Origin of the sequence: Nonomuraea endophytica, from assembly GCF_014203235.1 — a bacterium.
Taxonomy (GTDB): Bacteria; Actinomycetota; Actinomycetes; order Streptosporangiales; family Streptosporangiaceae; genus Nonomuraea; species Nonomuraea endophytica.
Genome location: NZ_JACHIN010000011.1, coordinates 256,795 through 278,196, shown reverse-complemented (window position 1 = coordinate 278,196; position 21,402 = coordinate 256,795). Strand labels below are relative to the sequence as shown.

The window sequence follows — 21,402 nt, the reverse complement described above, 5'->3', positions numbered from 1 at the left end:
GCATGGAGCCGGAGAGTCACTGGGCGGGGCTGCTCGCGGACTATGCGCCGCCGCACCCGGAGCGGAGCTGGTTCGAACCCCGGCTCTGGCCCCTGCTGCGCGCCGCGGCCGGGCAGCCCGCCCTCCGCCGGGTGTATCCGATCATCTCCCTGAACCGTCTCACGGTGTTCCACAGTCCGGAGGTCTTTCGAAGGGCTCCCGAAGATCGGTGGCCGGCGGTGGTCGTGGGGTCCGACGGTTTGTACGCCGTCGTCTCGGATGTGTGGTCGGACGAGGCTACGATGGTTCTCACGACTGCCGATCCCGGCCTGGCGGCGGAGAAACTGGCGAGCTTGGTCGAGGAGATCCTGGATGACGGAATGTGACCTTCCTTATCGCCGGAAGCGCATTCATCTCGTTCGTATATCGGCTGTGCCTCGGACACGCTAAGGTTTTTTCGTGAAATAGCGGGATTCGTCTCGGTTGGATATCCGTTGACGCCACTCCTCGACGCCCGGTCAATCATGTACAGGTGATCAAGTCACCAAGTGACGGCGTCCGCCTGCTCGGTCCGGTCGAGTTCCGGTGGGCGGGGGCGCCGGTGGCGTTGCCCAGGCGGCAGCAGCGGCTGCTGCTCGGCGTGCTGGCGCTGTCGGCCAACCGCATGGTTCCGCTTCAGCGGCTGGCCGAGGTGTTCTGGCCGGACGGGGCGCCGCCGGGCGGGCGCAGGCAGGTGCAGGTGCTGGTGTCCCGGTTGCGCAGTCTGCTGGCGGGGAGTGATGTGGAGGTTCTTGCCAGCGGGTCCGGTTACGGGTTGCGCATCGATCCCATGGCGGTGGACGCGCACCGGTTCGCTGCCCTGAAGGAGCGGGCGGCGGGCAGCCTTGACGACGAGGAGAAGGCCGGGCTGCTGCGGCAGGCGCTGGATCTGTGGCGCGGGCCGGTCCTCGATGAGGCGGCGGTCGGTGGGGCGCGTGATCTGCTCTGCGTCCGGCTGGAGGAGGCGCGGCGCGAGGCGCTTGAGGAGCATGCCGAGGCGTCGTTGCGGCTCGGGCGGCACCGGCAGGTTCTCGGTGCGCTGGCCGAGGAGGTGGCGGCCGATCCGGCCAGGGAGCGGCTGGCGGGGCTGCTGATGCTGGCCTTGTATCGGTCTGGGCGCATCGCTGAGGCTCTGGATGTTTTCGAGAGGGTTCGTGCGCGGCTGTCGGGGGAGCTTGGGCTTGATCCCGGTCCTGCGCTGGTACGGCTGCGCCAGGACATTCTGCGCGGTGACCCTCGGCTTGGCGGGCGGTCCGGGGGCTCGGAGGTCGTCGGGCGGACGGGTGATCTTGAGGGCGAGGGGCTGGTGATGCTGGGGCTGGGGCGGATCCGGTTCGCCCAGGATCGGTTCGCCGAGTCCGTGGCCGCCTACGAAGAGGCTCGGCATGCCTTCCAGCGGCTTGGCGATCGGCGGCATCTGGCGGCCGCATTGTCCGGGCTGGGGACCGTACGGGCTGAGGGTGGGTGGTTCGGGGAGGGGGAGGCCGATCTGCTGGAGGCGGCGTCGATCTTCGCTTCGCTCGGTGACCTGGCCGGGCACGCGCACGCCATCTACATGCTCGGCTTCGTCGAACGCGAGCGGGGCGACGACGAACTGGCCCTGTGGCTGCTCGGGCGGGCGCTGGACGCGTACCAGAAGATCGGTGACCGGCGCGGTGAGGCCTTGCTGCAGCGCAGCGTCGGTCTTGTGCATCGGGCCAGGGGTGAGTACGCGCCCGCGGCGGCTCGGACGCGGGAGTCGCGCCGGCTGTTCACCGCGCTGGCCGATCCGCACGGCGCGGCCTACGCCGACCAGTCGCTGGCCAAGATCCGGATCCGCGTGGGCGACCTCCCGCAGGCGGAGCGGGCACTCCAGGCGAGCCTGCGCGTCTTCACCGGCCAAGGAGACCGCTTCGGCCGTGCGCTCGGCCTGCGCACGCTCGGCGAGCTCCGCCTGGAGCAGGGCGCGACGGCCGAGGCCAGGGTCGCGCTCTCCGCGTCGCTCAACCTCTGGGAGGCTCTGGAGCTCCCGCTGTGGCGCGCCCGCACGCTCACCGTCCTGGCTCACCTCGAGCACCGGTACGGCCAAGCCGCCCAAGCCGGCGCCGCCCGCCGGGAGTCGACCGCCATCTTCGGCCGGATCGGCAGCCGAGAAGGCCGCTGACGTCGCTGGCAAACGCGTGGCAACAGGGCCCGCTTACAGTGCGCACGGGCATCGTGCCCCGCGCCCGTAAGGAGAGGCTCATGAGGCGATTAGCCATCGTCGCGGTGGCGTTCCTGCTGTCCTCGATCACCGTGGTGGCCGGCAGGCCGGCCGCGGCGGCGGGACCCTGGGTGGAACCCGGACTGGCCGCGCAGCTCGCCACGGGAGCCGAGCTGCGCGTCAACGTGGTGACGAGGGAACGCGCCGACCTGGCCGCCGCGTCCGGCGCGGGGCAGGTGCTGCAGACGTTGTCGCGGCTGCCCGTGGTCACCCTGCGTACCGACCGGGCGGGCCTCCAGCGGCTGACCGGCCAGCCAGGCGTGGTCAGCGTGTCCGAGGACCGGCCGGTGCCTCCGGTTCTCGGGCGGAGCGTTCCGCTGATCGGCGGGGACCGTACCAGGGCGGCGGGGCTGACCGGCGCGGGCGGCGTCGTGGCCGTGCTGGACACCGGGGTCGCCGCCGGGCATCCGTTCCTGGGCGGCCGGGTCGTGGCGGAGGCGTGCTTCTCGCCCGCCGACTTCGACTACTCCGCCTCCAGCCTGTGCCCGAACGGCGCCGCCCGGCAGGAGGGCGCCGGGTCCGCCGACGCCGAGAGCGGCCAGTGCGCCGACGCACTGCTCGACTGCTCGCACGGCACCCACGTGGCCGGGATCATCGCCGGGGACGGCGAAGGGCTCGACGGCGACGACGGCAGCGGTGTCGCGCCCGGAGCCGGCATCGTGGCCATCCAGATCTTCAGCAGGTTCGACTCCGACGACTTCTGCGGCTCCGGCCGCGCGCCGTGCGTGCTGAGTTTCCCCAGCGCCCAGCTCGCCGGACTGGAGAAGGTCCAGGCGCTGAAGCAGACGCTGCCCATCGTGGCGGCCAACCTGAGCCTCGGCGCCGGCAGGCACACCGCGCCCTGCGACAGCGACCCCCGCAAGGCCGTCATCGACACCCTGCTCGCCGCGGGCGTCACCACGGTGGTCGCCGCGGGCAACGACGGCTACCCGGACGCGATCAGCGCTCCGGCCTGCGTGTCCTCGGCGATCGCCGTCGGCAGCACCACCGACGCCGACGCCCTGTCCTCCTTCAGCAACCGCGGCCCGCTGCTGGACCTTCTCGCCCCGGGCAGCGACATCATCTCCTCGGTGCCGGGGAACGGCTATGCGCCGATGAGCGGCACCTCCATGGCCGCCCCGCACGTCTCCGGCGCGCTCGCCGTCATGACCCAGGCCTTCCCCGGGCTCGGCCCCGCCGCGCTGGAGGCCAAGCTGGAGGAGAGCGGGCGGCCCATCAGTTACACGGGCGCGACCACGCCACGCCTCCAGCTCGACGCCGCCGCCCTGGACGCGACCCCCCGGCCCGGGCCCGACCAGTACTTCCACTCCCGCGGCAGGCTCCTGGACAACGTCCAGATCAGCGCGAACTCCGCCATGGCCGTCCAGGTCGCGGGCGTGGCCGGGCTGCCGGCCCAAGGACTGCGGGCCATCTCGCTCAACGTCAGCGCCAAGGGCGAGGGATTCGGGCCGGGGGCGCTGGCCGTACACGCGTCGAACGATCAGGAACCTGACGGAAAGGCCCTCGCCTACGACAACACCCGCTTCGCGTCCACGATGATCATCACCAAGGTCGGCGCGGACGGGAAGCTCAAGATCGTCAACCGCGGCGCGGACGCCGTCAGGGTGACGCTCGACGCGCACGGCCACACCCTCGGCCACGCGGCGGCCGTCGTGGGCGGCACCTACGTCCCGATCACGCCGGCGCGGGTGGCCGACCGCACCGTGATCCCCGCGTGGGGCAACCACCAGCTGTCCACCGCCGCCATGCCCGGCCTGCCCGCGACCGGCGTGGGCCAGGTCGCCCTCACGGTCATCCTGAAGAGCCCCTCGACGGGCACCATGCGCGTGTACGCGGCGGGCGACGTCTACCCGGCCGAGGCCAACGCCGATTACCCGGCGGGTGTCGCCACGCAGTTCCACACGATCGTCAAGCCCGGCCCGGACGGGAAGATCAACGTGCACAACCTCGGCTTCGACAACGCCGAGATCTCCGTGGACGTCACCGGCTACTTCACCGCCGGGCAGCGGGCAGCGGTCGTCAAGGCGATCCGCCCCGCGGCCGCGGCCAGAGCGCTGGTGATTCCGGCGGGCGGCACCAAGACGGTGCGGTTCACCGGCGTGCCCGCCACGGGCGTCACCGCGATCGGGTTCACCGTCGCCGCCAGGGGTGCGGCGGCCGGGGTCGTCTCGGTGCTGCCGCAGAGCGGGCCCACGACCGCGCGCGTGGTCGCGTATCCGGCGGGCAAGGACGCCGTCGGCTTCACCACCGCCGCCGTGCGCGCCGACGGGTCGGTGGTGCTGAAGAACGAGGGCACCGGACAGGTGAGCGTCGACGTCGATGCCTACGCCTACTTCGCGAGGGGCTAGAGGGGGAGGCGGGCACATGAGCGCTATGGCCTTGGACGGGTTGCACGCCCGGAGACTCGCGGCCGAACTGCGAGTTCTCAAGGCCGCCTCCGGATTGGGACTGGTCCAGATGGCGGCGCGTACACACTGCAGCAAGTCCTCGCTGGAGCGCTACCTGAACGGCAAGCTGCTGCCGTCCCGCCAGGCCGTCGAAGCCATCAGCAAGGCGTGCCGAGGGGACACCGCGCGGCTGGTGGCGCTGTGGGAGCTGGCCGTGGCCGATCCGCCCATGTGGCGGCGCCCGGCCCAGCTGCCGCATGACGTGGCCGGCTTCACCGGCCGTTCCGCCGAGCTCGCCCGCCTGGCCGCCCTGGTGCCGGACGCGGACCACGCCGTCGCGATCGCGGTGATCGACGGAGTGGCCGGCGTCGGCAAGAGCGCGCTGGCGGTGCACGTCGCGCACCGCGTGGCCGGCCGGTTCCCGGACGGCCAGCTCCACGTCGACCTGCGCGGCTCCGGCGCGGACCCGATGCCGCCCGCCGAAGCGCAGGCCCGCTTCCTGCGCGCGCTCGCCCCCGACCTCCGGCACCTGCCCGCCGAGGTGGGCGAGCGGGCCGCCCTGCTCCGCAGCCTGATCGGCGACCGGCGCATGCTCATCCTGCTGGACGACGCCGCCACCACCGACCAGGTCCGCGCACTGCTGCCCGGCAACGCCGGATGCCTCGTCCTGGTCACCGGCCGCCACCGCCTGGGCGGTCTGGTCGCCCGCGACGGCGCCCACCACCTCGCCTTGAGCCCCCTCACCCCCGCCGAATCCGCCGACCTGCTGGCCCGAGTCGCCGGTGCCGAACGCGTCGCCGCCGAACCCGAGGCCGCCGCCCGCCTGATCCGGCAGTGCGGATACCTTCCACTGGCCCTGCGCACGGCCGCCGAACGCCTCGTCCTGCACCCGTCGCTCACGCTCACCGACCTCATCGCCCGCGACACGGTACGCACCGAGTGCCGCCGGGCCCAGGCGGCATGGGCGTTCAACCTGCTGGGCCTGCGCGACGGCCCGGCCACCGGGCGCCCGCGCGAAGTCCTGGAAACCCTGGCCATCGCCTACCTGATCGAACACCAGGACCCGAACGTGCACGCGTTGCGAGGGGACCAGGGCTCCACGGGTCACGCCTGGTAGAGCCAGATCCAGTTGCCGCTCGGGTCGCGGACGGCCGAGCAGCGGGGCATGCCGTCGGGGTCGTGCGGGGCGACGGCCTCGGTCGCGCCCGCGGTGATGGCGCGGGCGTGGCGGGTGTCGATGTCGTCGGTCGGCAGGCCGAAGGTCGAGGCGCCGGGGCGGTCCATGTGGTCCGGGGCGGCGATGAGGTGGATCAGGAAGAAGTCGTCCTGGCCGTAGGCGCCGAAGAGGAAGGCGGAGTAGTCGGCTTCCTTGGTACGCCTGGCCACGTCGTACCGGAAGGCGAACGCCTCCACGTAGAACGCCACCGCCGCGTCGAGGTCGTCCACGGCCATCTTGAGCTGGACGGGCCGGCAACCGGTCTGGACCTCGGGCATCGTGAATCCCTCCTGGAGGAAGCGCTGGGTGTCGCCGATCCTGGCGGTCAGCAGGTCTCGCCGGCGTCGGAGAAGGCTCAGGTGCCCGGCCAGGATCTCCCTGGTCACCGCGCCGGTCTCGTCGTCGATGATCTGGCGGATCTGGTCGATGGGCAGGTCGTCCCAGCGCAGCATGCGGATCCGCCGGGCCCGACCGGCTTGCGAGTGGCGGTAGCGGCGGAGGTACGGCCCTGAACCAGCACCAGGCGGCCGTTGACACGCCCCCGCCCGGATCTTGCATTCCCGTTGTCAAACCCTTGTGGTCATGGCTCGATCGCGGTTCTCGGCGGCCTCCCTTCGCTGCGATCGAGGAGTCCTCATGAGTGTCAACAGGCGCGCCCTGCTCACCGCGGGCGTCACCACTGCGGCGACGTCCGGTTCGTCGGTGGGATAGGCGCGGCCGTTCACCCGCAACACCTCCCGCAGCCCGGGGATGACGAACATCAGCCCGATCCCGTCGTTCTCGGCGAGATTGCGGAAGGAGTCCGCGAGCTTGTTGCCCGGCCGGTCGGGGATCGCGAGCGTGCGCTCGTCGAGCACCTTGCCGAATCCCGGGTAGTCGCCCCGCGGCGAGCAGTCGGGCAGGCCGGTCGCGTCCGACGTGGCCATCGCCAGGAACGGGGAGTGGGCGATGAACCGGCGGAAGTGCTCACATTTTCGCCGAGTACGGCTACGCCGCGGGCACCACGAACCGCATCGCCGAGCGGGCGGGAACCTCGATCGGCTCGCTGTATCAGTACTACCCGAACAAGGACGCGATCCTGGCCGAGCTGCTGATCCGCCACCTCGACGGCGACAGGGCGGCCGCGACGCTCCGCCGGTACAAGGAGCTGCCCGAATCGCTCGACACCATCATGCGGGTGTTCGTGCGAACGGTGACCGACAAGCACCTCGACGACCCGCAACTGCTGCGCATCATGATCGAGCAGGCGCCCCGCTCCGGCGAGCTGCTGGAGCGGGTCACCCGGCAGGAGTGGGAGATCATCGGCGATCCGCGGGACCTGTTCGGCCGCCATCCCGAAGTCCGGGTCCAGGACAAGGACACGGCCGCCCGGCTCGTGGCCTCGGCGGTGGAGCTGTCCGTGCACCAGCTCATCGCCGCGCCCGGCTCCATCGACACCACCCGGCTGGAGAACGAGCTGGTGGCGATGCTCACCAGCTACCTCCGAGCCGCCGCCTGAGGCTGAGGCGGGCGACACGGACTACGACGGCGGCACCGGCGGGCTCAGGCTCTCGGCGGGTTGTTGTCCCAGGCGCCGGGCAGGGCCGCTGACGTGGCGTGGGAGCCGACGCCTCCGGGGAACCTCTGGCTCTCCCTGAAGTCGCGCAGCCTGCGGCGGCGGCGGGCGCGTTCGTGGGCGAGCCATTCCCGGCCCTCGGCGGACACCGCTTCCAGGATCCTGAGCGCGCCGGTCACGCCGGAGGTGTCGAGGGCGAGGGCCGTCAGGAACGTGATCGTCTCCCGCGCCCGGTCGAACACGCCTTCCTCGTAGTTGTCGACCAGGACGTCGATGTGCTGCCTGTTCACGAGCGAGAGCCGGAAGGCCCGGCTGTGCACGAGCTTCTGCAGGTCGAGGGGGTGGATGTCTTCGCGGGCCATCACATGCCTGCGGCCGTGGTCGAAGCGTACGCCCACCTCGGTGACTCTGGCCGAGGCGATCATCTCGTACCTGAAGGTGGTCCGCCGCTCGTGGCTGGTGAGGCCCTTGAAGAAGTCGAGGTCGACGGTGACCTGGCGGACGCCGCCCTCGGTGAGGAGGAAGAGCAGCACCACGTAGGCGGAGTAACGCAGCGGGCCGTAGAGGACGCGGGCGCGGCGGCAGCCGGGGGCGCCTTCGGTGAGGGAGAGGTGGGCGATGACGTCGCGATTGCTCAGCCCGTAGTGCTTGAGCGCCAGATTCTTGATCATCATCTTGTCGTAGTCGAGCCACGCGGCCATCTCGGCGTCGGTGGGACGGTCGGCGAGCGCCATGCTCCAGCGCTCGTACTCCTGCTGCTCGGCGGCGAACCGGCGCTGCGCCGCCGCGACGGTCCGCGCGTGCTCGAAGACGTTGGCGAGATGGTCGAGTGCGTCCTTCCACGCCAGCGCGGCGGCCAGGCCCAGCAGAAGCCCGGCGCCCAGCATGCCGAGGAAGCTCGTGGTCGCCGCGCTGACGAGCGCGATGAATCCGGCGATCGCGAGGGCCACGTTGCCCGCAAGGATGGCGCCGGGCAGGCTGTCGGTTCGCAGCGCCCTGCCCTCGGCGAACTGCTGTGCGGTGTCGGCGGCGTGCCATCTGACGAGCCACCTGATCGGGCCCACCCTGACGTGGTCGCCGCCGTACAAGTGGATCAGGTCGGCCTTGAGCTTCTGCCGTACCGGATCGCTGTCCCACTCCCACTGCCGCGCCGCGACGGGATCGCGCGGCGCCGCGCGCTGGAACCAGTGGTCGACGCTGGAGGAGACCGCCGCGGGGAAGCCTCCGGGCCACCAGGTCGGCGGTGCGTGCTTGTCGGCCAGGCGCCTCGGCAGGCCGGCCATGATGGTGGCGGCCAGCCAGGCGCCGACCAGCGCGAGGGCGAGGACTGTGGTGAGCAGATTCGCGCCGGCCATGAGGACCACCAGCCACACGGCGCCGCAGCCGCCGAGCAAGGCGCCGGAGACGAGCTTGACCGCCTTGCCGGTGTCCAGGACCGGTGCGGGCGGGCGGATCTGCCTGGGCGCGGTGGGGGTGGGTTCGAAGAACTTCCACACCCGGTTCTCCCGGTTGCTGCTGAGGCGCATGGTCTGCACATGGTGCGCCTCCAGCTCCTCGACCCGGTCCTGGATCCACCCGTTGAGGATCATTTCGAGGTGGCGGTGGATTTCGTCCCGGCGTTCCTTCGGCAGTGCCTGGTAGGCGGCGAAGGCCGCGGAGAAGCGGGCCAGGTTGGGTATGCCGTTCTCCTCCTCCTCGGTGATGCAGTGGATGAGCTCGATCACCACGTTCAGCGCCCGCCGCCACGCGTCGTGCGGGAACTCCGCGGCCATCGCCGACGCGGCCGACAGATGCGTGAACTCGTCCGGCCCGAGGTGGTCGAAGGAACGATCGCTCAGCGTCGCCAGGACCCAGTAGTAGGCCGCCTCGCTGGATCGGTAACCGGACATCGCCGCGTCCCTGATCAGGGTCTCGGCCCGTCGCGGCATGTCGCCCTTGAGATAGTTGAGCCCCACCTCGTATTTACGTTGCGGATGATCGCCCTCATGAACCGAGTAGATGGTGACGTTTCCATCTACGTATCCGATTTGCGCATCCACGTGTGCTTCATCCGAGGCGACATTGGTGAAGCCCGACCATGCTTCATTCATGAGCGCAGGCCTTCCGCTGCCGCCAGGGCGAGGGTCGCTATCGACGAGAGGGGGGCGACGTCACCCAGCAAGCCCTTGGCCTTCTTGAGGGCCATGAGCATTCCGGTGAATCGCTCCTTATCCTGGTCTATGAGCCAGGTGTCCACCTTGGCCAATTCGGCCTCTACCTCGGCGTGTATCGAGGGAGTGAGCGTTCCGGACTTGATCGCCGAACGTAATTCGGCCAGGTGGCCCCCGAGATCTTTCCGCCGTGAGTGCGCGGTTCCTATGGTGACGCCGCCGAATGCCTTGCCGATCTGTGCGTTGACGTGGGCATTGTCCTTGGCGACATTCGTAAACTTCTCCGGCATGGACTGTCTCCCCCGGGTCGGTGGTGGATGGAGTACGTCAATGAACCACTTCGCAAAGTGGCCCGTTGCGCATATTTCCAACTTGTTATAAATCCATGGACAACAACCGATAAGGTCACTTATCTTGCGCATTGTCCTGAAATAAGGCATGACTGTAGGAACGGCCTGTTCTTTTGCGTCGATAGAGCGCTCAGCGCAGGGCGGCGAGGATGGCGGACACCTGCGACGCGAGGTCGGTCTGGTCCGACAGCAGGCCGTAAGCCCTCTTGAGTGCGATCACCGCCGTGCTTCTGTCGTCCTCGGCGCTCTTCGGCAGGGTCTCCGCCGCGAGCGCGAGCTCCTGCTCAGCCGCGGAGAAGGTGACCTCGTCCACCTCCTGGGCGTTCGCGGCCTGTCTGAGCCGGTTCCGGAGCTCCGCCAGTCGTGCCGCCGGGTCGATCACGGTCACGGGCGGCTGCCCGATGGAGACGTTCCCGTAGAGATGTCCGACCTGTACGCCCACGTGGGCACGATCCCGGGCGATGTTCCGCACGGCTCCCGCCCGCTTGGCCGACCGGTCCGCCGACGGTCCGGACCCCATCTCCCGAGCCAGGTCCTGAGCCAGGGCCACGGCGAAGGCCGCCGCGTGCGCCGCCGCCTTCGACTGCCACCCGGCTCCGTCGCTGCTCACCTTGGTGCCGTCGGCCCGGTCGCTGATGCCGCGGACGACGGTCATGGGCATGGACCGGTTCAGGTGGGCGGCCTGCGCCACGCCGGCTGATTCCATCTCGATGGCGAGGGCGTCGTTGTAGGTCTGCCGCACCCACCGGGCGTGCGCGGAGATCGCGGAGTCCTGTACGACCTCGCCCGCCGCGATCGGCCCGAAACGTACCCGGGGCACCGTCGTCATCTCGGGCAGGCACCGGGTCCACTGCCCGCTCCGATACAGGTGGCGGGCGATCTGATCCGTCTCGTGTGACGCTTCCCAGACGCGCGGCCGGGCCTTGAAGCCGTCGTCCTCGCTGGTGCCGCCGTGGTAGGCGTACACGTGAGTGGCCACGACCACGTCGCCCAGGTCCACGCCGGCCTGCAGCGCCCCCGCCACCCCCACGAACAGCAGCGCGAACGGGGCGAACTCGGTGATCGCCCGCTCCGTGAGCACCGCCGCGGGCTGGTTGCCCTTGCCCACCAGCCCCAAGGCCACGTCGCAGCCACCGTTCGCCAGCCGGCCGACCTCGAAGCGGGTGCCGGCCCGATGGCGGTGCGTCCGGATGCCGGCCAGGTGCGAGCGGACGGCTTGGTACTCCAGATCCAGCGCGGTGAGGAACACAGCCTTCATGACCGCACCCCTCCTTCCCGCGTGACCTGAGCCTCCGGCGGGACCGAGGTCGAACGGGCCATGGGTGGATGCAGCACCCGCACGGGGCCGGCCTTGAACAGCCTGGCCGGCCGGCCGTTCTCCGGCCGCTGCAGCGAGCCGACCGGGATGATGAAGCCGCGCGCGCCCTTGACCTTGCGGTAGAAGTTCCGCGGGTCGAGCCGGACCCCCCACACCGCCTCGTACACCTGCTGGAGGTCGGAGATGGTGAAGGTCTCGCCGCAGAACGCGGTGGCGAGCGCCGTGTGCTCCAGCTTGACGCGGGCCCGCTCGATCCCGTCACCGATGATCCGGTGATGGTCGAACGCCAGCCCGACCCGGCCGGACAACAGGTCCTCCACCGACATCCAGCACGCGTCCGCGGCGTCCGTGCCGGCGATCGGCTCCGGCAGGGACGGCGCGATCGCCAGGTAGGCGACGGACACCACGCGGCCACGCGGGTCACGACCCGGCTCGCCGTAAACGCCCAGCTCCTCAAGGTGCACGTCGGCCAGCCCGGCTTCCTCTGACAGTTCGCGGCGGGCCGCCGCCTCGATGTCTTCGTGCTCGTCGAAGAGGAACCCGCCCGGCAGGGCGTACGCGCCGAGGTAGGGCTCGATGCCGCGTTTGACGAGCAAGACCTGGAGGCGCGTCTCACGGAGGGTAAGGATCACCAGATCGACGGCCAGCAAGATCTTCGGCGGCTCCCACTCATCATCTTCCATGGAGGCAACGTAGCTTTTTGTCAGATCGACAGGAAGGCCCAAACTTGCGCTCAACCCGGGTTGAGGAGACATCGTGATGCCTGCCTGTCGACCAGCGAAGGAGTGGTGACCAGTTGGCTGTCACCGATGCGCGCACCGTGGTGACGCTGCGCGAGCTGACGGCGCGGGACGCCGAACACGCCGGGAACAAGGCGGTGAACCTGGCCGCCATGCTCGGCCGGGGCTTCGATGTCCCCGACGGCTTGGTCATTACCACCACCGCCTACGACTCAGCCTGCGCCGAACCGCCCGGCGGCTCCTCGGCCGAGGAGACTCGCGAGGCGATCCTGGCGACGGAATTGCCCGAGGAGCTGACCCGGGCCGTCGTGCGCGCGTACCGGGAGATGGGGGAGGACGTCAGCGTCGCGGTGCGCTCGTCCTCGCCGAGCGAGGATCTGGCCGAGGCGAGCTTCGCCGGGCAGTACGACACGTTCCTGCACGTCCAAGGACCCGCTTCCCTCCGGCGGAAGCGGGGACCGCGCCGTCCGCGCCGAAGAGGCGCTGGGCGCCGATCGCCTGGCTGTTCCCCCGGTGGGCTCGCGTCCGCGCCCGGCGCCGGGCGGAACGGCACGTGCGGACGCTGACCGGCCCCGGACACGCGGCGCCCGCCGAGCGGCTGCGCTGGATCGAGGCGAACTACCGGACGGTCTGCCACATCGAGGCGGACCTCCCCGCTTGGCGAACACCGCCGGCGGCCTGGCCCAACGGCTGGCCGCCCGCCTGCTCGACGAGATCAACGCCTGCTTCCGTGGCCTGCCGGCCAACCCCACGACGGAGATGGACCTGAGTCTGTGGCGGCTGGCGATGACGGCCAAGGCCGACCCGGAGTCACGTGCCCTCATCTCCGGACGCGACGCCGGTCGGCTGGCGAAGGCGTACCAGGGTGAAGGGCTGCCCGAAGCCCTGCAGACGGGGACGCGCGCCCTTCTCGCACGGTACGGCTGCCGCGTGGCCGCCGAAATGGACCTCGGGCTGCCCCGCTGGGCCGACGACCCCACACCCGTCTTCAGCACGCTGATCAGCTATGCCGACGCGTCGGGACCGGCCAGGATCGTGCACGATCCCGACACCGCCCGGATCGAACCGGGCGAGGTCCTCGTGTGCCCTTCGACGACCCCGGCTGGACCCCGCTCTTCCTGAACGCCGCCGCCCTTGTCACCGAAACGGGTGGAATGATCTCCCACGGCGCGACCACCCGGATCCAGGACGGCCGGCTCATCACCGTGGACGGCTCCCGGGGAACGATCTCGCTGGGCGCGCAGGGCCGATGAACAAGGCGCCAGCCCGTCCCTGAAGATGGGGGTCGTGGATGGGCTGACATCGATCCGGACGGTGGCCGACCACTTCGGCCTGCCGATCTCGACGCTGCACTACTGGGAGCGGCGCGGGCTCGTGGTCCCGCACCGGCGGGCGAGACAGCGCTTCTACGACACCGCGCAGGTCTACCGGGTGGCGTTGATCCAGCCGTGGCGGCGGAGCGGGCTGATGGGGATCGACGAGATCGCGGCGCTGCTGTCGCGGACCGAGAACTGGCGCGACGTCGTGGACTCCCGGATGGCCGACATCGACGCGCAACAGGACCGGCCGGCCGCCGCCAGGCGGTATCTCGGCCACCTGAAGCAGTGCGACCATGGCCCGTCACTGGAGGACTGTCCCCGGTTCTGAGCCGGTATCCAGGTGCCCGAGCCGACGTAGCTCACCCATCGGAGGTGCGGAAGGTCCGCCGGTAGGCCAGAGGCGACACGCCGAGGGTGGCGTGCATGTGCTGGCGTAGCGAGGCCGCCGTGCCGAACCCGGCGCGGCGGGCGATCTGGTCGATGGACAGATCGCTGGCCTCCAGGAGGTGGCGGGCGAGTTCTATGCGCTGCCGGGTGAGCCAGTCGCCCGGGCTCATCCCGACCTCCTGCTGGAAGCGGCGGCTGAGGGTCCGCACGCTCATCCGGGCGTGCCCGGCGAGCTCGCTCAGCGGCAGCGGACGGTCCAGCCGCTCCAGCGCCCACGCCCGCGTGGCGGCGGTCGCGGTGGTGGACGGGCCCGGCACCGGACGTTCGATGTACTGCGCCTGCCCGCCGTCGCGCCAGGGCGGCGTGACGCAGTAGCGAGCCGCCCGGTTCGCGACCGCGCTGCCATGGTCGCGCCGGAGGATGTGCATGCACAGATCGACGCCGGCGGCCACTCCGGCGGAGGTGAGCACGTCGCCGTCGTCCACGAAGAGCACGTCGGCGTCCCACTTCACGTTGGGGAACAGCCGCTGGCAACGCTCGGCCTCGAACCAGTGCGTGGTCGCGGGGCGGCCGTCGAGCAGTCCGGCCGCGGCGAGGAGGACGGCGGCGGTGCAGATCGAGATGACGCGGGTGCCCGGCCGCAGCAGGGCGAAGACGCCGACCGGCAGCTCGCGCACGCCCTCGTCCACCGGATCCCACACGAACGGCGGGATGACCAGGGTGTCGGCGGTCTCGAGCGCTTCGGCGCCGTGTTCGACCATGACGGCGAAGTCGGCGGAGGTGGTGACGGGGCGGCCGTCGGGAGAGCAGGTGATCACCTCGTAGAGCCGCTCGTCAGCGGGCCCCCGGGCGGCGCCCAGGATCCGCCCCGGGATCCCCAGCTCGAACGGATAGACCCGGTCAACGGCGAGAACGACAACGCGGTGCATGACCAGATCCTTGCGCATGATGGCCAAGAGGTCACTTTTGGCCACCGGTTCACTCCGGCACGCTGGTCAAGGCCGTCGCCCGACGGCTCGTACCCGCAAGAAGGGAATGTCGCCGATGCGCGCGATCAGCCAAGAGGTCCTCGGCGGCCCGGAGGTCCTCACCCTCGTCGAGCTCGACCGGCCGGCGCCGGGGCCCTCCGACGTCCTGGTCCGGGTCCACGCCGCCGGCGTCAACCCGACCGACTGGATGCACCGCACGACCGGGCTCTACCTGGGCGCGCCGCCGTTCGTCGTGGGCTGGGACGTGTCCGGCGTCGTCGAGGCCGTCGGAGCGGGCGTGACGCTGTACAAGCCGGGCGACGAGGTCTTCGGCATGCTCGACTACCCGCGCGGCGCCGGCGCCTACGCCGAGTACGTGGCCGCCCCGTCCCGCAACTTCGCCCGCAAGCCGGAGGGCATCGACCACGTGCGGGCCGCGGCGCTGCCGGTCGCCGGGCTCACCGCCTGGCAGGCCCTGGTGGACACCGCGGATGTACGGCCCGGCCAGCGAGTCCTCATCCACGCCGCGGCCGGCGGAGTGGGCCACCTCGCCGTGCAGATCGCCAAGGCCCGCGGCGCGTACGTGATCGGCACCGCCAGCGCCCGCAAGCACGACTTCGTCCGCGGCCTGGGCGCCGACGAGGTCGTCGACTACACCCGGACCGACTTCGCGGAGGTGGTGTCGGACGTCGACGTCGTGCTCAACGCCGTCGGCGGCGACTACGGCCCGCGCTCGCTGCGCACCCTGCGCTCGGGCGGCATTCTCATCTCCATCCTCTTCTCGCACTCGGAGAACATGGAGCCCGCGGCCAAGGCCCGTGACATCCGGCTGGAAAACCTGACCGTCGAAGCCGACCACGCCGGCATGGCGGCGATCGCCGAACTGGCCGCCGAGGGCAGCCTCCGGGTCGAGATCGACGGCGTGCTGCCCTTGGAGCAGGCGGCAGAAGCACACCGGCGCGGCGAAACCGGCCGCACCACCGGCAAGCTCGTCCTCACGGTGGCCGAATAGTCAGCTTTCCAGGTGCCGGAACGCCTCGTGCGCCGAGCTGACACTGTCGCGCAGGGCCTGCTCCAGTCGGCCGGCGTCGTCGGCGAGCTCGGTCAGCTCGGGCACCGCCTGCCCGTCGGCGCCCGACTCGGCCAGCAGTTCCTCGTAGCGGGGCAGCTTGGCGGTGAACTGTTCGATCTGGCTGCGGGCGCGGTAGGCGCGCTCGGCGTCGCGCACGTGCCCCGCGTAACGTTCCAGCGCCTCGACCCGGTCGATCACCGCCCGCTCGCTGCTCTCCAGCACTCGGGACAGCGGCTCGGAGACCGCCAGCACCTCCGGCGTGACACCCTCCGACATCACCTCGCGATGTTCCGAACGCAACCCCGACAGTTTTGACAGCAGCCGGGCGATCTCCCACTCCTGCGCGGGCAACATGACCGCGTTACGCGCCCCGTCCAACAGCCCCTCGGCATTCACCCGCGACTCGGTGACAGTGTCGATCGCGCAGTGCGCCCGCGACATCAACGCCCTGGCCGCTTCGTCGAGATCCTCCCGCAGCACGAACCGGCCCTGATACTTCCGCGCGCACTCGTAGACGTCGAGCTGCTTTTCGGCCTCGGGGTCTCTCTCCGGCATGAGCAGACAAATCAGCATCAAGAGCATGACGCCGACGAAGAGGAAAGCGAACGCGCCATAGGAATAGGCCCGGAAGAGGGCCAGCGCGGCCACACTCACCGATGACCACATCACGACCTGGAAGATCGTGTAAGTGCGGCCCGCCCTGCGTCGCCTGCGCGGCGGAGCCCAGCCGCCGCGTACGCGCACGAGAAGCCTGCGATGAAGCCGTAACAGATCCGCCGCCTGGTCGGGAACGGTCGGGTCGACAACCACTCTTAACTGACGCCCGGACACAGCAATGATCCTATGTCGGCTCCTCGGAAGTGGACTGGAGGTCGGGTGTCCGCTTCGCGAGGTGTCCGTGCGTGCGCTGCCAGGCCGCCGGCCGCCCGGCCCCACGTCCGAAGGTCGGGGTCCCCGGCGAACCTCAGCAGGAACAGGAGCGCCAGGACGAGCCCGACGGCGGTGCCGAAGACCCCGACCGGCACCACCTGCCAGTCCGTGGTCACTCCGGGGATGCCGCTGGCAACCGGTTCCGACGGGTCGTCCAGGTTGAAGGACTCGGTCACCCGCGCCACCTGAGCGCCGGAGGACTTCTCCTTCCAGGTCTCCGACAGGATCGGCAGGGAGGTCGCCCAGGCGAGCGTTCCCGCTGCCAGAAGGATCTTTGTCACATGGGTGGCGATCACGCCGCCCACTGGCACCACGGTGGGCGACGCACGCAGCGTCTCGCCGGAACGCGGGGAATCGAGCTGATCGGGGGAGAGGGCGCGCAGTGCGCTGGTGCGCGCCTGGATCGCCGCGCGGGCACCGGTGATCCCATCCACGCGCCCGGACCGAGCGCGACACCCAGCTCATCCTCACAGCACGTCAGCACCTGTGCCGGCGCCGGGCGCCGGTCGGGGTCCTTGTGCAGGCAGGCGGTGATCAGCCGGCGCAGGGGTGGGGGGAGGGCCGACACGTCCGGGTCGTCCGCGACGACCCGGTGGGCGACGGCCCACTCGTTCTCCGCGGCGAACGCCTCCCGGCCGGTGGCGAGGAAGTACAGGGTGGAGCCGAGGGCGAAGACGTCGGAGGCCGGACCGACGGCGCGGCCCGCGGCCTGCTCGGCCACCAGGTCACGCAGGGTAGGCCCGGCCACGTAGGTCGTGGCCAGCCACGGCCGCTCAGCTTGGGGGTCGGCGTCCGGCAACGGCGCGAGGTGCGCCCCGCGTACCCTCCGCACGGCGCCCACCTCGCTTGCGAACCGCCGCCCGAACTCCGCGTCCCTGGCGAACTCCTGGCGGATCACCTTCACGGCCGCGGGCTGCCCGCCGGGGGAGAGGGCGAGGAACACCTGGCCCATCCCGCCCTCGCCGAGCCGCGCCATTAGCCGGAAGCCGGAAGCCGCCGAGACTGTCCGGATCGGCCGGCCGCAGTGCGGGAAACCGAAACGCGGCACTCGACACGAAGCGCCCCCTCCCCACCGCGCCCATCGCCTTCGCCTCACGAGCGTAGAACCCCGCCTGACGCACCGCCGGAGAAGCCGGAAGTCCGGGAGGCCGGGTCAGGCGTCTCCGGGGGTACGGCGGGCGAAGGCGGGAGCATGCTCAGGGCGAGGACCGAAGCCGACGAAGCGGGCAGGGATCATCCGGAGCCGGGGAAAGCGGCGGGTGAGGGTGAGCAGGACGGGCGGCGGCCCGGAACGTTTGCCGGCGAACTGCTTCTCGAACATCACCCGCTGCAGGATCCGCTGCCCGGTCTGGACGATCGCCGTGGGCCGGTAGCGTCGCCGGCGTACGGCGGCCAGGTCGGCGGGGGTGACCGAACCCCGGCGCAAGGGGCCGGCGAGGATGGTGGCGGCGGCGACGGCATCCTGGATGGCCAGGTTGATGCCCACGCCGCCGGCCGGTGACATGGCGTGCGCGGCGTCGCCGATGAGCAGGAGCCCGTCGCGGTGCCAGCGCTTGAGCCGGTTGAGTTTCACGTCGAGCATGAAGACCTCGTCCATGCTCGCCAGATGCCCGACCTTGTCCGCGAAGTCGGGACGCATGCCGGCGATCCGGGCGCGGAAACGTTCGATCCCCTCGGCGCGCAGCTGGGCGTCGGCGCCCTTGGTGGTGAAGTAGGCCACCTGGTAGAAGTGGTCGCGGGCCAGCGAGATCATCGCCTCGCGACCGCGCGCGACGGGCGTCACGGCGGCCGGCGCCTCGCGGTCGTGCTCGGAGCGGGGCAGCCGGAACCACCACACGTCGAACGGCACCCGGAACTCCTTGGGCACCAGCCGCGCCTCGCGGCGCAGCGTGGAGTGCCTGCCGTCGCAGCCCACGGTCAGCGCTGCCCGGATCTCCCCAGTACGCCCGTCCGCCGTGCGATACCGCACCCCGGTGACCTTGTCGGCTTCCCTGAGCAGCGCGGTCGCCTCGGTGTTCATGCGCAGCGAGAATCCCGGCTCCTGCTCGGCCGCCTTGGCGATGAAGGACAGCAGGTCCCACTGCGGCACCATCGCGATGTAGTTGTACGGCGGCGGCAGCGCCTCGAAGTCGCCCAGCGTGACGAGGCTGCCGTCGGGAGCCGGAAGGGACAGGTTGCCCAGGCGGCTCTGGGGCAGAGCGCGGAAGCCGTCGCCGAGCCCGAGCTCGTCCATGAGGCGTACGGTCGCCGGATGCACGGTGTCGCCCCGGAAGTCGCGCAGGAAGTCGCCGTGCTTCTCCAGCACGGTGACCTCGACGCCCGCTCTGGCCAGGAGCAGGCCCAGCATCATTCCGGCGGGTCCGCCGCCGCACACCAGGACGCCGGTGTTCTCCGTGGTCATGATGATTCCTTCCGGCGCAGGCCGTAGCGGGCGAACAGGGTGATGACGGCCAGGCGCAGGGCGACGTTGGCCCAGATCCCGGCGTGTACGCCGCCGGTGAAGGCGTAGACCTCGACGGCGGCGGTGCAGCCGTGGAACACGATCATGGTCTGGGCCACGAGGCGCGTACCCTCGGCGTGCTGGAGGTTTCTGGCCGCGAACGACAGGAACGACACGGCCAGTTCTGCGGCCCCGAGCAGGTAGCACACCAGGTAGGCGTCGGCGGGCAGGGTGATGCCGACGGCGCTCGGCACCAGGCCCGGCGCGACGACGAGCACGATGCCCGCCGCCAGCGTGACCAGGCCGTGCGCGATGAGCAGAATGCGGAGCTTCATCCCCGCGCCGTCCCGCGCAGCCTGGTCTGGGCGGACTGCCGGTCGTTGAGGCGCGGATAGGGCTCATCCGGTACGGCGACGCCGAGGAAGGCGCACAGCGGCTCCCACCCTTGGCCGCTTTCGTAGACCAGGACACGCTCGGCGGGCAGAGCCGCGGTGACCTCGGCGGTGTGCCGGTTGAAGACGTCGACGGCGTGCCGTTCGGCGGGCATCGGCTCGTCCAGCGTGGTGGCGAACGTGTCGTGCCAGATCCGGTTCAGCACCGGCCGCATGCCGATGACCACGGCCTTGAACTCCTCGGGCGCGGCGCCGGGATTGGACAGCAGCGCGAAGACGGTGTCGCGCATGCTGGCGTACCAGGTGTGCGGGTCGCGTACGGAGAGGATGACCTTGGCGTCGGGATGGGCCCGGGCGAGTGGCCGCCAGAAGTGCGCGCCCGGCCAGTCCACCGCGGCCCGGTAGCCCTCCAGTAACCCGCGCCAGTCCGCCTCGCCGTCGGCGGCCCGCGCCCAGAGCGCCGCTTGTTCGGGGTGGGCGCGCAGCTCCTGCATGTGGTGGCAGGGCCCGAAGCCGAGCCGTTCCAGCGCCGCCTTGAGCGACGTCGTGCCGGTGCGCGGCAGTCCCGCGCCGATGACCTGGATCATGTTCCCGCCTGTCCGCCGGAGATGAATTCATCACTCGATGAACCTCTATCGGAGACGATACACAGATGAGGTTCACCATGGAAGCGATACCATCCGAAGTCATGGACAAGTCCTTGGTGGAGGCCGCCCTGGCCGCCGCCGAACAGCTCGGCAAAGACGTGGCCGAGGTGCCCCTGGGCGCCATCGCGGCGGCGGCGGGCATCTCGCGCAGCACCCTGCTCAGACGGCTCGGCGGATCACGGGCCAAACTCGACGACGCGGTACGGCAGGCCGGCGTGGACCCCGGCGGCCGCCCCCCGGTCAGGGACCGCGCGATCGAGGCGGCGGCCACGCTGATCGCCCGCGACGGCCTGGCCACGATCACGATGGAGGCCGTCGCCACCGCCGCCCAGTGCTCCCCGACCAGCCTGCACGCCGTCTTCGGCAACCGCGACGGCCTGCTCGCCATCATGTTCGACCGCTACGTCCCCGTGCCGGACCTGGAGGCGCTGGCGGCCAACCCGCCGGAACGCCTCGAAGACACCGTCCACGCCGTCTACGCGGCACTCGCCGAAGCGTTCGCCCGCGAGCCCCGGGTGCTGCCCGCCATCTTCGGCGACCTGCTCACCCGCCCCAACGGCACCGCCGCCGGCATGCTGAAGGCCAACCTGCCCAGGATGTTCGCCAGCCTGAGCGCCCTGCTGATGGCCCAGGTCCAGGCCGGCCGTCTGCGCCCGCTCCCGCTGCCCCTGCTCATCCAGCTCATGATCGGCCCGATGGCCGGCCACATGCTGCTGCGCCCGGTCCTGCAGGACGCCCTGGGCGACGTCCTGCCTCCGGTGGAGGAGTCCGCCCGTACCTTCGCCGAGGCCTTCATCCGCGCCACCGCCCCCTGACCAGCCCCTCAGTTCTCGCGGTAGAGCACCAGGTGCTCGTGGTAGAGCACGCCGTCGCGAACGTCGCCGGTGGCGGTGAAGCCCAGGTCGTCGTGGTAGTCGATGTGGGTGCCCGTCACGGTGTAACGGCCGGCGAGCTGTCCATCGCCAGCATGGATTTCCGCAGGCTCTGGGCCGGGCCAGAACCACGCGGCGCGACCCCGTACGGCAGCCACTTCTTCCAGCCCGACGTCGGCGAGTTGCACCTGCGAACCGAGGTGTTCCCGATCGTCAGCAGCCCCGGCCAGCAGCTGATCGCCCAACCCGCCGCCCTGGGATCCCGTTCCGCCGAGGCCCTGGCGCTGCTGAGCACGCTGGCCGTCCGATCGTGAGAGGGACGCACGGAGTGTCACCACGGTGGCGGGAGTGACAGCTGCCTACTCTGGCGCAGCGGGGCGGGGGCCCTCGCGGATCACC

At 70.9% G+C, this 21,402-nt stretch carries 26 protein-coding genes; 12 read left to right on the top strand and 14 right to left on the bottom strand.

Annotation, left to right across the window (positions count from 1 at the left end; genetic code table 11):
* Positions 1-2: 2 nt before the first annotated feature.
* The 4 genes from HNR40_RS36030 to HNR40_RS36015 all read left to right on the top strand — a co-directional run bounded on the left by HNR40_RS36030 (position 3) and on the right by HNR40_RS36015 (position 5,764).
* Complete coding sequence (locus HNR40_RS36030) at positions 3-365, top strand: DUF6193 family natural product biosynthesis protein (RefSeq protein WP_184969438.1); 363 nt, start codon at positions 3-5, stop codon at positions 363-365.
* A 146-nt stretch (positions 366-511) separates the two neighbouring features.
* Positions 512-2,161, top strand: a complete 1,650-nt coding sequence (locus tag HNR40_RS36025) for an AfsR/SARP family transcriptional regulator (protein WP_184969436.1) — start codon at positions 512-514, stop codon at positions 2,159-2,161.
* 80 nt (positions 2,162-2,241) lie between these two features.
* Positions 2,242-4,608, top strand: a complete 2,367-nt coding sequence (locus tag HNR40_RS53825) for a S8 family peptidase (protein WP_221341254.1) — start codon at positions 2,242-2,244, stop codon at positions 4,606-4,608.
* Positions 4,609-4,624: 16 nt separating this feature from the next.
* The gene (locus HNR40_RS36015) at positions 4,625-5,764 is read left to right on the top strand and encodes an XRE family transcriptional regulator (RefSeq protein WP_184969434.1); all 1,140 of its coding nucleotides are present in this window, start codon (positions 4,625-4,627) and stop codon (positions 5,762-5,764) included.
* On the opposite strand, the gene HNR40_RS36010 is transcribed toward HNR40_RS36015, so the two are convergent.
* Both HNR40_RS36010 and HNR40_RS57955 read right to left on the bottom strand, forming a co-directional pair.
* Complete coding sequence (locus tag HNR40_RS36010) at positions 5,752-6,315, bottom strand: VOC family protein (protein WP_184969432.1); 564 nt, start codon at positions 6,313-6,315, stop codon at positions 5,752-5,754. The two genes, HNR40_RS36015 and HNR40_RS36010, sit on opposite strands and share 13 nt — an antisense overlap.
* Before the next feature lie 114 nt (positions 6,316-6,429).
* Positions 6,430-6,789: a pyridoxamine 5'-phosphate oxidase family protein gene (locus HNR40_RS57955; RefSeq protein ID WP_221341281.1), complete on the bottom strand. Its 360-nt coding sequence runs from the start codon at positions 6,787-6,789 to the stop codon at positions 6,430-6,432.
* A gap of 44 nt (positions 6,790-6,833) precedes the next feature.
* Between HNR40_RS57955 and HNR40_RS53815 the strand changes: the two genes are divergently transcribed.
* Positions 6,834-7,361, top strand: coding sequence for a TetR/AcrR family transcriptional regulator (locus tag HNR40_RS53815; RefSeq protein WP_184969628.1), 528 nt, complete (start codon positions 6,834-6,836; stop codon positions 7,359-7,361).
* Between the two features lie 44 nt (positions 7,362-7,405).
* On the opposite strand, the gene HNR40_RS35995 is transcribed toward HNR40_RS53815, so the two are convergent.
* The 4 genes from HNR40_RS35995 to HNR40_RS35980 form a co-directional block, all read right to left on the bottom strand.
* Positions 7,406-9,373 (bottom strand): hypothetical protein, encoded by a 1,968-nt coding sequence (locus HNR40_RS35995; protein WP_184969430.1) that lies wholly within the window; start codon positions 9,371-9,373, stop codon positions 7,406-7,408.
* 131 nt (positions 9,374-9,504) lie between these two features.
* Positions 9,505-9,858, bottom strand: coding sequence for a hypothetical protein (locus HNR40_RS35990; RefSeq protein WP_184969428.1), 354 nt, complete (start codon positions 9,856-9,858; stop codon positions 9,505-9,507).
* A 190-nt stretch (positions 9,859-10,048) separates the two neighbouring features.
* Positions 10,049-11,176 carry a 5'-methylthioadenosine/S-adenosylhomocysteine nucleosidase gene (locus tag HNR40_RS35985; protein WP_184969426.1) on the bottom strand — a complete coding sequence of 376 codons (1,128 nt, stop codon included), beginning with the start codon at positions 11,174-11,176 and terminating at the stop codon, positions 10,049-10,051.
* Positions 11,173-11,919: an NUDIX hydrolase gene (locus HNR40_RS35980; RefSeq protein ID WP_184969424.1), complete on the bottom strand. Its 747-nt coding sequence runs from the start codon at positions 11,917-11,919 to the stop codon at positions 11,173-11,175. The genes HNR40_RS35985 and HNR40_RS35980 overlap by 4 nt, the downstream gene beginning before the upstream one ends.
* Before the next feature lie 113 nt (positions 11,920-12,032).
* Between HNR40_RS35980 and HNR40_RS35975 the strand changes: the two genes are divergently transcribed.
* The 4 genes from HNR40_RS35975 (at position 12,033) to HNR40_RS35960 (ending at position 13,623) form a co-directional block, all read left to right on the top strand.
* Positions 12,033-12,542 (top strand): PEP/pyruvate-binding domain-containing protein, encoded by a 510-nt coding sequence (locus tag HNR40_RS35975; protein ID WP_184969422.1) that lies wholly within the window; start codon positions 12,033-12,035, stop codon positions 12,540-12,542.
* A 91-nt stretch (positions 12,543-12,633) separates the two neighbouring features.
* Positions 12,634-13,098 carry a hypothetical protein gene (locus HNR40_RS35970; protein WP_184969420.1) on the top strand — a complete coding sequence of 155 codons (465 nt, stop codon included), beginning with the start codon at positions 12,634-12,636 and terminating at the stop codon, positions 13,096-13,098.
* Positions 13,059-13,229: a PEP-utilizing enzyme gene (locus HNR40_RS35965; protein WP_184969418.1), complete on the top strand. Its 171-nt coding sequence runs from the start codon at positions 13,059-13,061 to the stop codon at positions 13,227-13,229. The genes HNR40_RS35970 and HNR40_RS35965 overlap by 40 nt, the downstream gene beginning before the upstream one ends.
* 34 nt (positions 13,230-13,263) lie before the next feature.
* Positions 13,264-13,623, top strand: coding sequence for a MerR family transcriptional regulator (locus tag HNR40_RS35960; protein ID WP_221341252.1), 360 nt, complete (start codon positions 13,264-13,266; stop codon positions 13,621-13,623).
* 31 nt (positions 13,624-13,654) lie between these two features.
* On the opposite strand, the gene HNR40_RS35955 is transcribed toward HNR40_RS35960, so the two are convergent.
* Positions 13,655-14,611 carry a GlxA family transcriptional regulator gene (locus tag HNR40_RS35955; protein ID WP_184969413.1) on the bottom strand — a complete coding sequence of 319 codons (957 nt, stop codon included), beginning with the start codon at positions 14,609-14,611 and terminating at the stop codon, positions 13,655-13,657.
* Positions 14,612-14,726: 115 nt separating this feature from the next.
* Here HNR40_RS35955 and HNR40_RS35950 point away from each other — a divergent pair, with 115 nt between their 5' ends.
* Positions 14,727-15,662, top strand: coding sequence for an NADP-dependent oxidoreductase (locus tag HNR40_RS35950; protein WP_184969411.1), 936 nt, complete (start codon positions 14,727-14,729; stop codon positions 15,660-15,662).
* Here the strand turns inward: HNR40_RS35950 and HNR40_RS35945 are convergent, their stop codons facing one another.
* From HNR40_RS35945 to HNR40_RS35920, 6 genes are all read right to left on the bottom strand, one after another.
* Positions 15,663-16,553 carry a hypothetical protein gene (locus tag HNR40_RS35945; protein WP_312896646.1) on the bottom strand — a complete coding sequence of 297 codons (891 nt, stop codon included), beginning with the start codon at positions 16,551-16,553 and terminating at the stop codon, positions 15,663-15,665.
* On the bottom strand, positions 16,535-16,933 hold the full coding sequence (locus HNR40_RS35940) for a hypothetical protein (RefSeq protein WP_184969409.1): 399 nt from the start codon (positions 16,931-16,933) through the stop codon (positions 16,535-16,537). The genes HNR40_RS35945 and HNR40_RS35940 overlap by 19 nt, the downstream gene beginning before the upstream one ends.
* Before the next feature lie 11 nt (positions 16,934-16,944).
* Positions 16,945-17,628, bottom strand: coding sequence for a protein kinase family protein (locus tag HNR40_RS35935; protein WP_184969407.1), 684 nt, complete (start codon positions 17,626-17,628; stop codon positions 16,945-16,947).
* Between the two features lie 177 nt (positions 17,629-17,805).
* The gene (locus HNR40_RS35930; protein WP_184969405.1) at positions 17,806-19,053 is read right to left on the bottom strand and encodes an FAD-dependent oxidoreductase; all 1,248 of its coding nucleotides are present in this window, start codon (positions 19,051-19,053) and stop codon (positions 17,806-17,808) included.
* A complete protein-coding gene (locus HNR40_RS35925) occupies positions 19,050-19,427 on the bottom strand; it encodes a hypothetical protein (RefSeq protein ID WP_184969403.1) in 378 nt (125 codons plus the stop codon). The genes HNR40_RS35930 and HNR40_RS35925 overlap by 4 nt, the downstream gene beginning before the upstream one ends.
* Positions 19,424-20,071, bottom strand: a complete 648-nt coding sequence (locus tag HNR40_RS35920; protein WP_184969401.1) for a sulfotransferase family protein — start codon at positions 20,069-20,071, stop codon at positions 19,424-19,426. The genes HNR40_RS35925 and HNR40_RS35920 overlap by 4 nt, the downstream gene beginning before the upstream one ends.
* 101 nt (positions 20,072-20,172) lie before the next feature.
* Between HNR40_RS35920 and HNR40_RS35915 the strand changes: the two genes are divergently transcribed.
* Positions 20,173-20,946 carry a TetR/AcrR family transcriptional regulator gene (locus tag HNR40_RS35915; RefSeq protein WP_184969400.1) on the top strand — a complete coding sequence of 258 codons (774 nt, stop codon included), beginning with the start codon at positions 20,173-20,175 and terminating at the stop codon, positions 20,944-20,946.
* A gap of 8 nt (positions 20,947-20,954) precedes the next feature.
* Here the strand turns inward: HNR40_RS35915 and HNR40_RS56685 are convergent, their stop codons facing one another.
* Positions 20,955-21,161 (bottom strand): Atu4866 domain-containing protein, encoded by a 207-nt coding sequence (locus HNR40_RS56685; protein ID WP_376773556.1) that lies wholly within the window; start codon positions 21,159-21,161, stop codon positions 20,955-20,957.
* On the opposite strand from HNR40_RS56685, the gene HNR40_RS35905 reads away from it, so the two are divergent.
* Positions 21,099-21,317, top strand: coding sequence for an MmyB family transcriptional regulator (locus tag HNR40_RS35905; protein WP_184969398.1), 219 nt, complete (start codon positions 21,099-21,101; stop codon positions 21,315-21,317). The two genes, HNR40_RS56685 and HNR40_RS35905, sit on opposite strands and share 63 nt — an antisense overlap.
* Positions 21,318-21,402 lie beyond the last annotated feature (85 nt).

Coding starts and splice junctions, on each gene's coding strand:
- HNR40_RS35980 (WP_184969424.1), bottom strand. CDS start 11,919: ATGGAAGATGATGAGTGGGAGCCGCCGAAGATCTTGCTGGCCGTCGAT.
- HNR40_RS53825 (WP_221341254.1), top strand. CDS start 2,242: ATGAGGCGATTAGCCATCGTCGCGGTGGCGTTCCTGCTGTCCTCGATC.
- HNR40_RS35905 (WP_184969398.1), top strand. CDS start 21,099: ATGGATTTCCGCAGGCTCTGGGCCGGGCCAGAACCACGCGGCGCGACC.
- HNR40_RS35930 (WP_184969405.1), bottom strand. CDS start 19,053: ATGACCACGGAGAACACCGGCGTCCTGGTGTGCGGCGGCGGACCCGCC.
- HNR40_RS35925 (WP_184969403.1), bottom strand. CDS start 19,427: ATGAAGCTCCGCATTCTGCTCATCGCGCACGGCCTGGTCACGCTGGCG.
- HNR40_RS35985 (WP_184969426.1), bottom strand. CDS start 11,176: ATGAAGGCTGTGTTCCTCACCGCGCTGGATCTGGAGTACCAAGCCGTC.
- HNR40_RS35920 (WP_184969401.1), bottom strand. CDS start 20,071: ATGATCCAGGTCATCGGCGCGGGACTGCCGCGCACCGGCACGACGTCG.
- HNR40_RS35955 (WP_184969413.1), bottom strand. CDS start 14,611: ATGCACCGCGTTGTCGTTCTCGCCGTTGACCGGGTCTATCCGTTCGAG.
- HNR40_RS35935 (WP_184969407.1), bottom strand. CDS start 17,628: ATGGCGCGGCTCGGCGAGGGCGGGATGGGCCAGGTGTTCCTCGCCCTC.
- HNR40_RS36030 (WP_184969438.1), top strand. CDS start 3: ATGGAGCCGGAGAGTCACTGGGCGGGGCTGCTCGCGGACTATGCGCCG.
- HNR40_RS35915 (WP_184969400.1), top strand. CDS start 20,173: ATGGACAAGTCCTTGGTGGAGGCCGCCCTGGCCGCCGCCGAACAGCTC.
- HNR40_RS35950 (WP_184969411.1), top strand. CDS start 14,727: ATGCGCGCGATCAGCCAAGAGGTCCTCGGCGGCCCGGAGGTCCTCACC.
- HNR40_RS36015 (WP_184969434.1), top strand. CDS start 4,625: ATGAGCGCTATGGCCTTGGACGGGTTGCACGCCCGGAGACTCGCGGCC.
- HNR40_RS57955 (WP_221341281.1), bottom strand. CDS start 6,789: ATGGCCACGTCGGACGCGACCGGCCTGCCCGACTGCTCGCCGCGGGGC.
- HNR40_RS35990 (WP_184969428.1), bottom strand. CDS start 9,858: ATGCCGGAGAAGTTTACGAATGTCGCCAAGGACAATGCCCACGTCAAC.
- HNR40_RS36010 (WP_184969432.1), bottom strand. CDS start 6,315: ATGCTGCGCTGGGACGACCTGCCCATCGACCAGATCCGCCAGATCATC.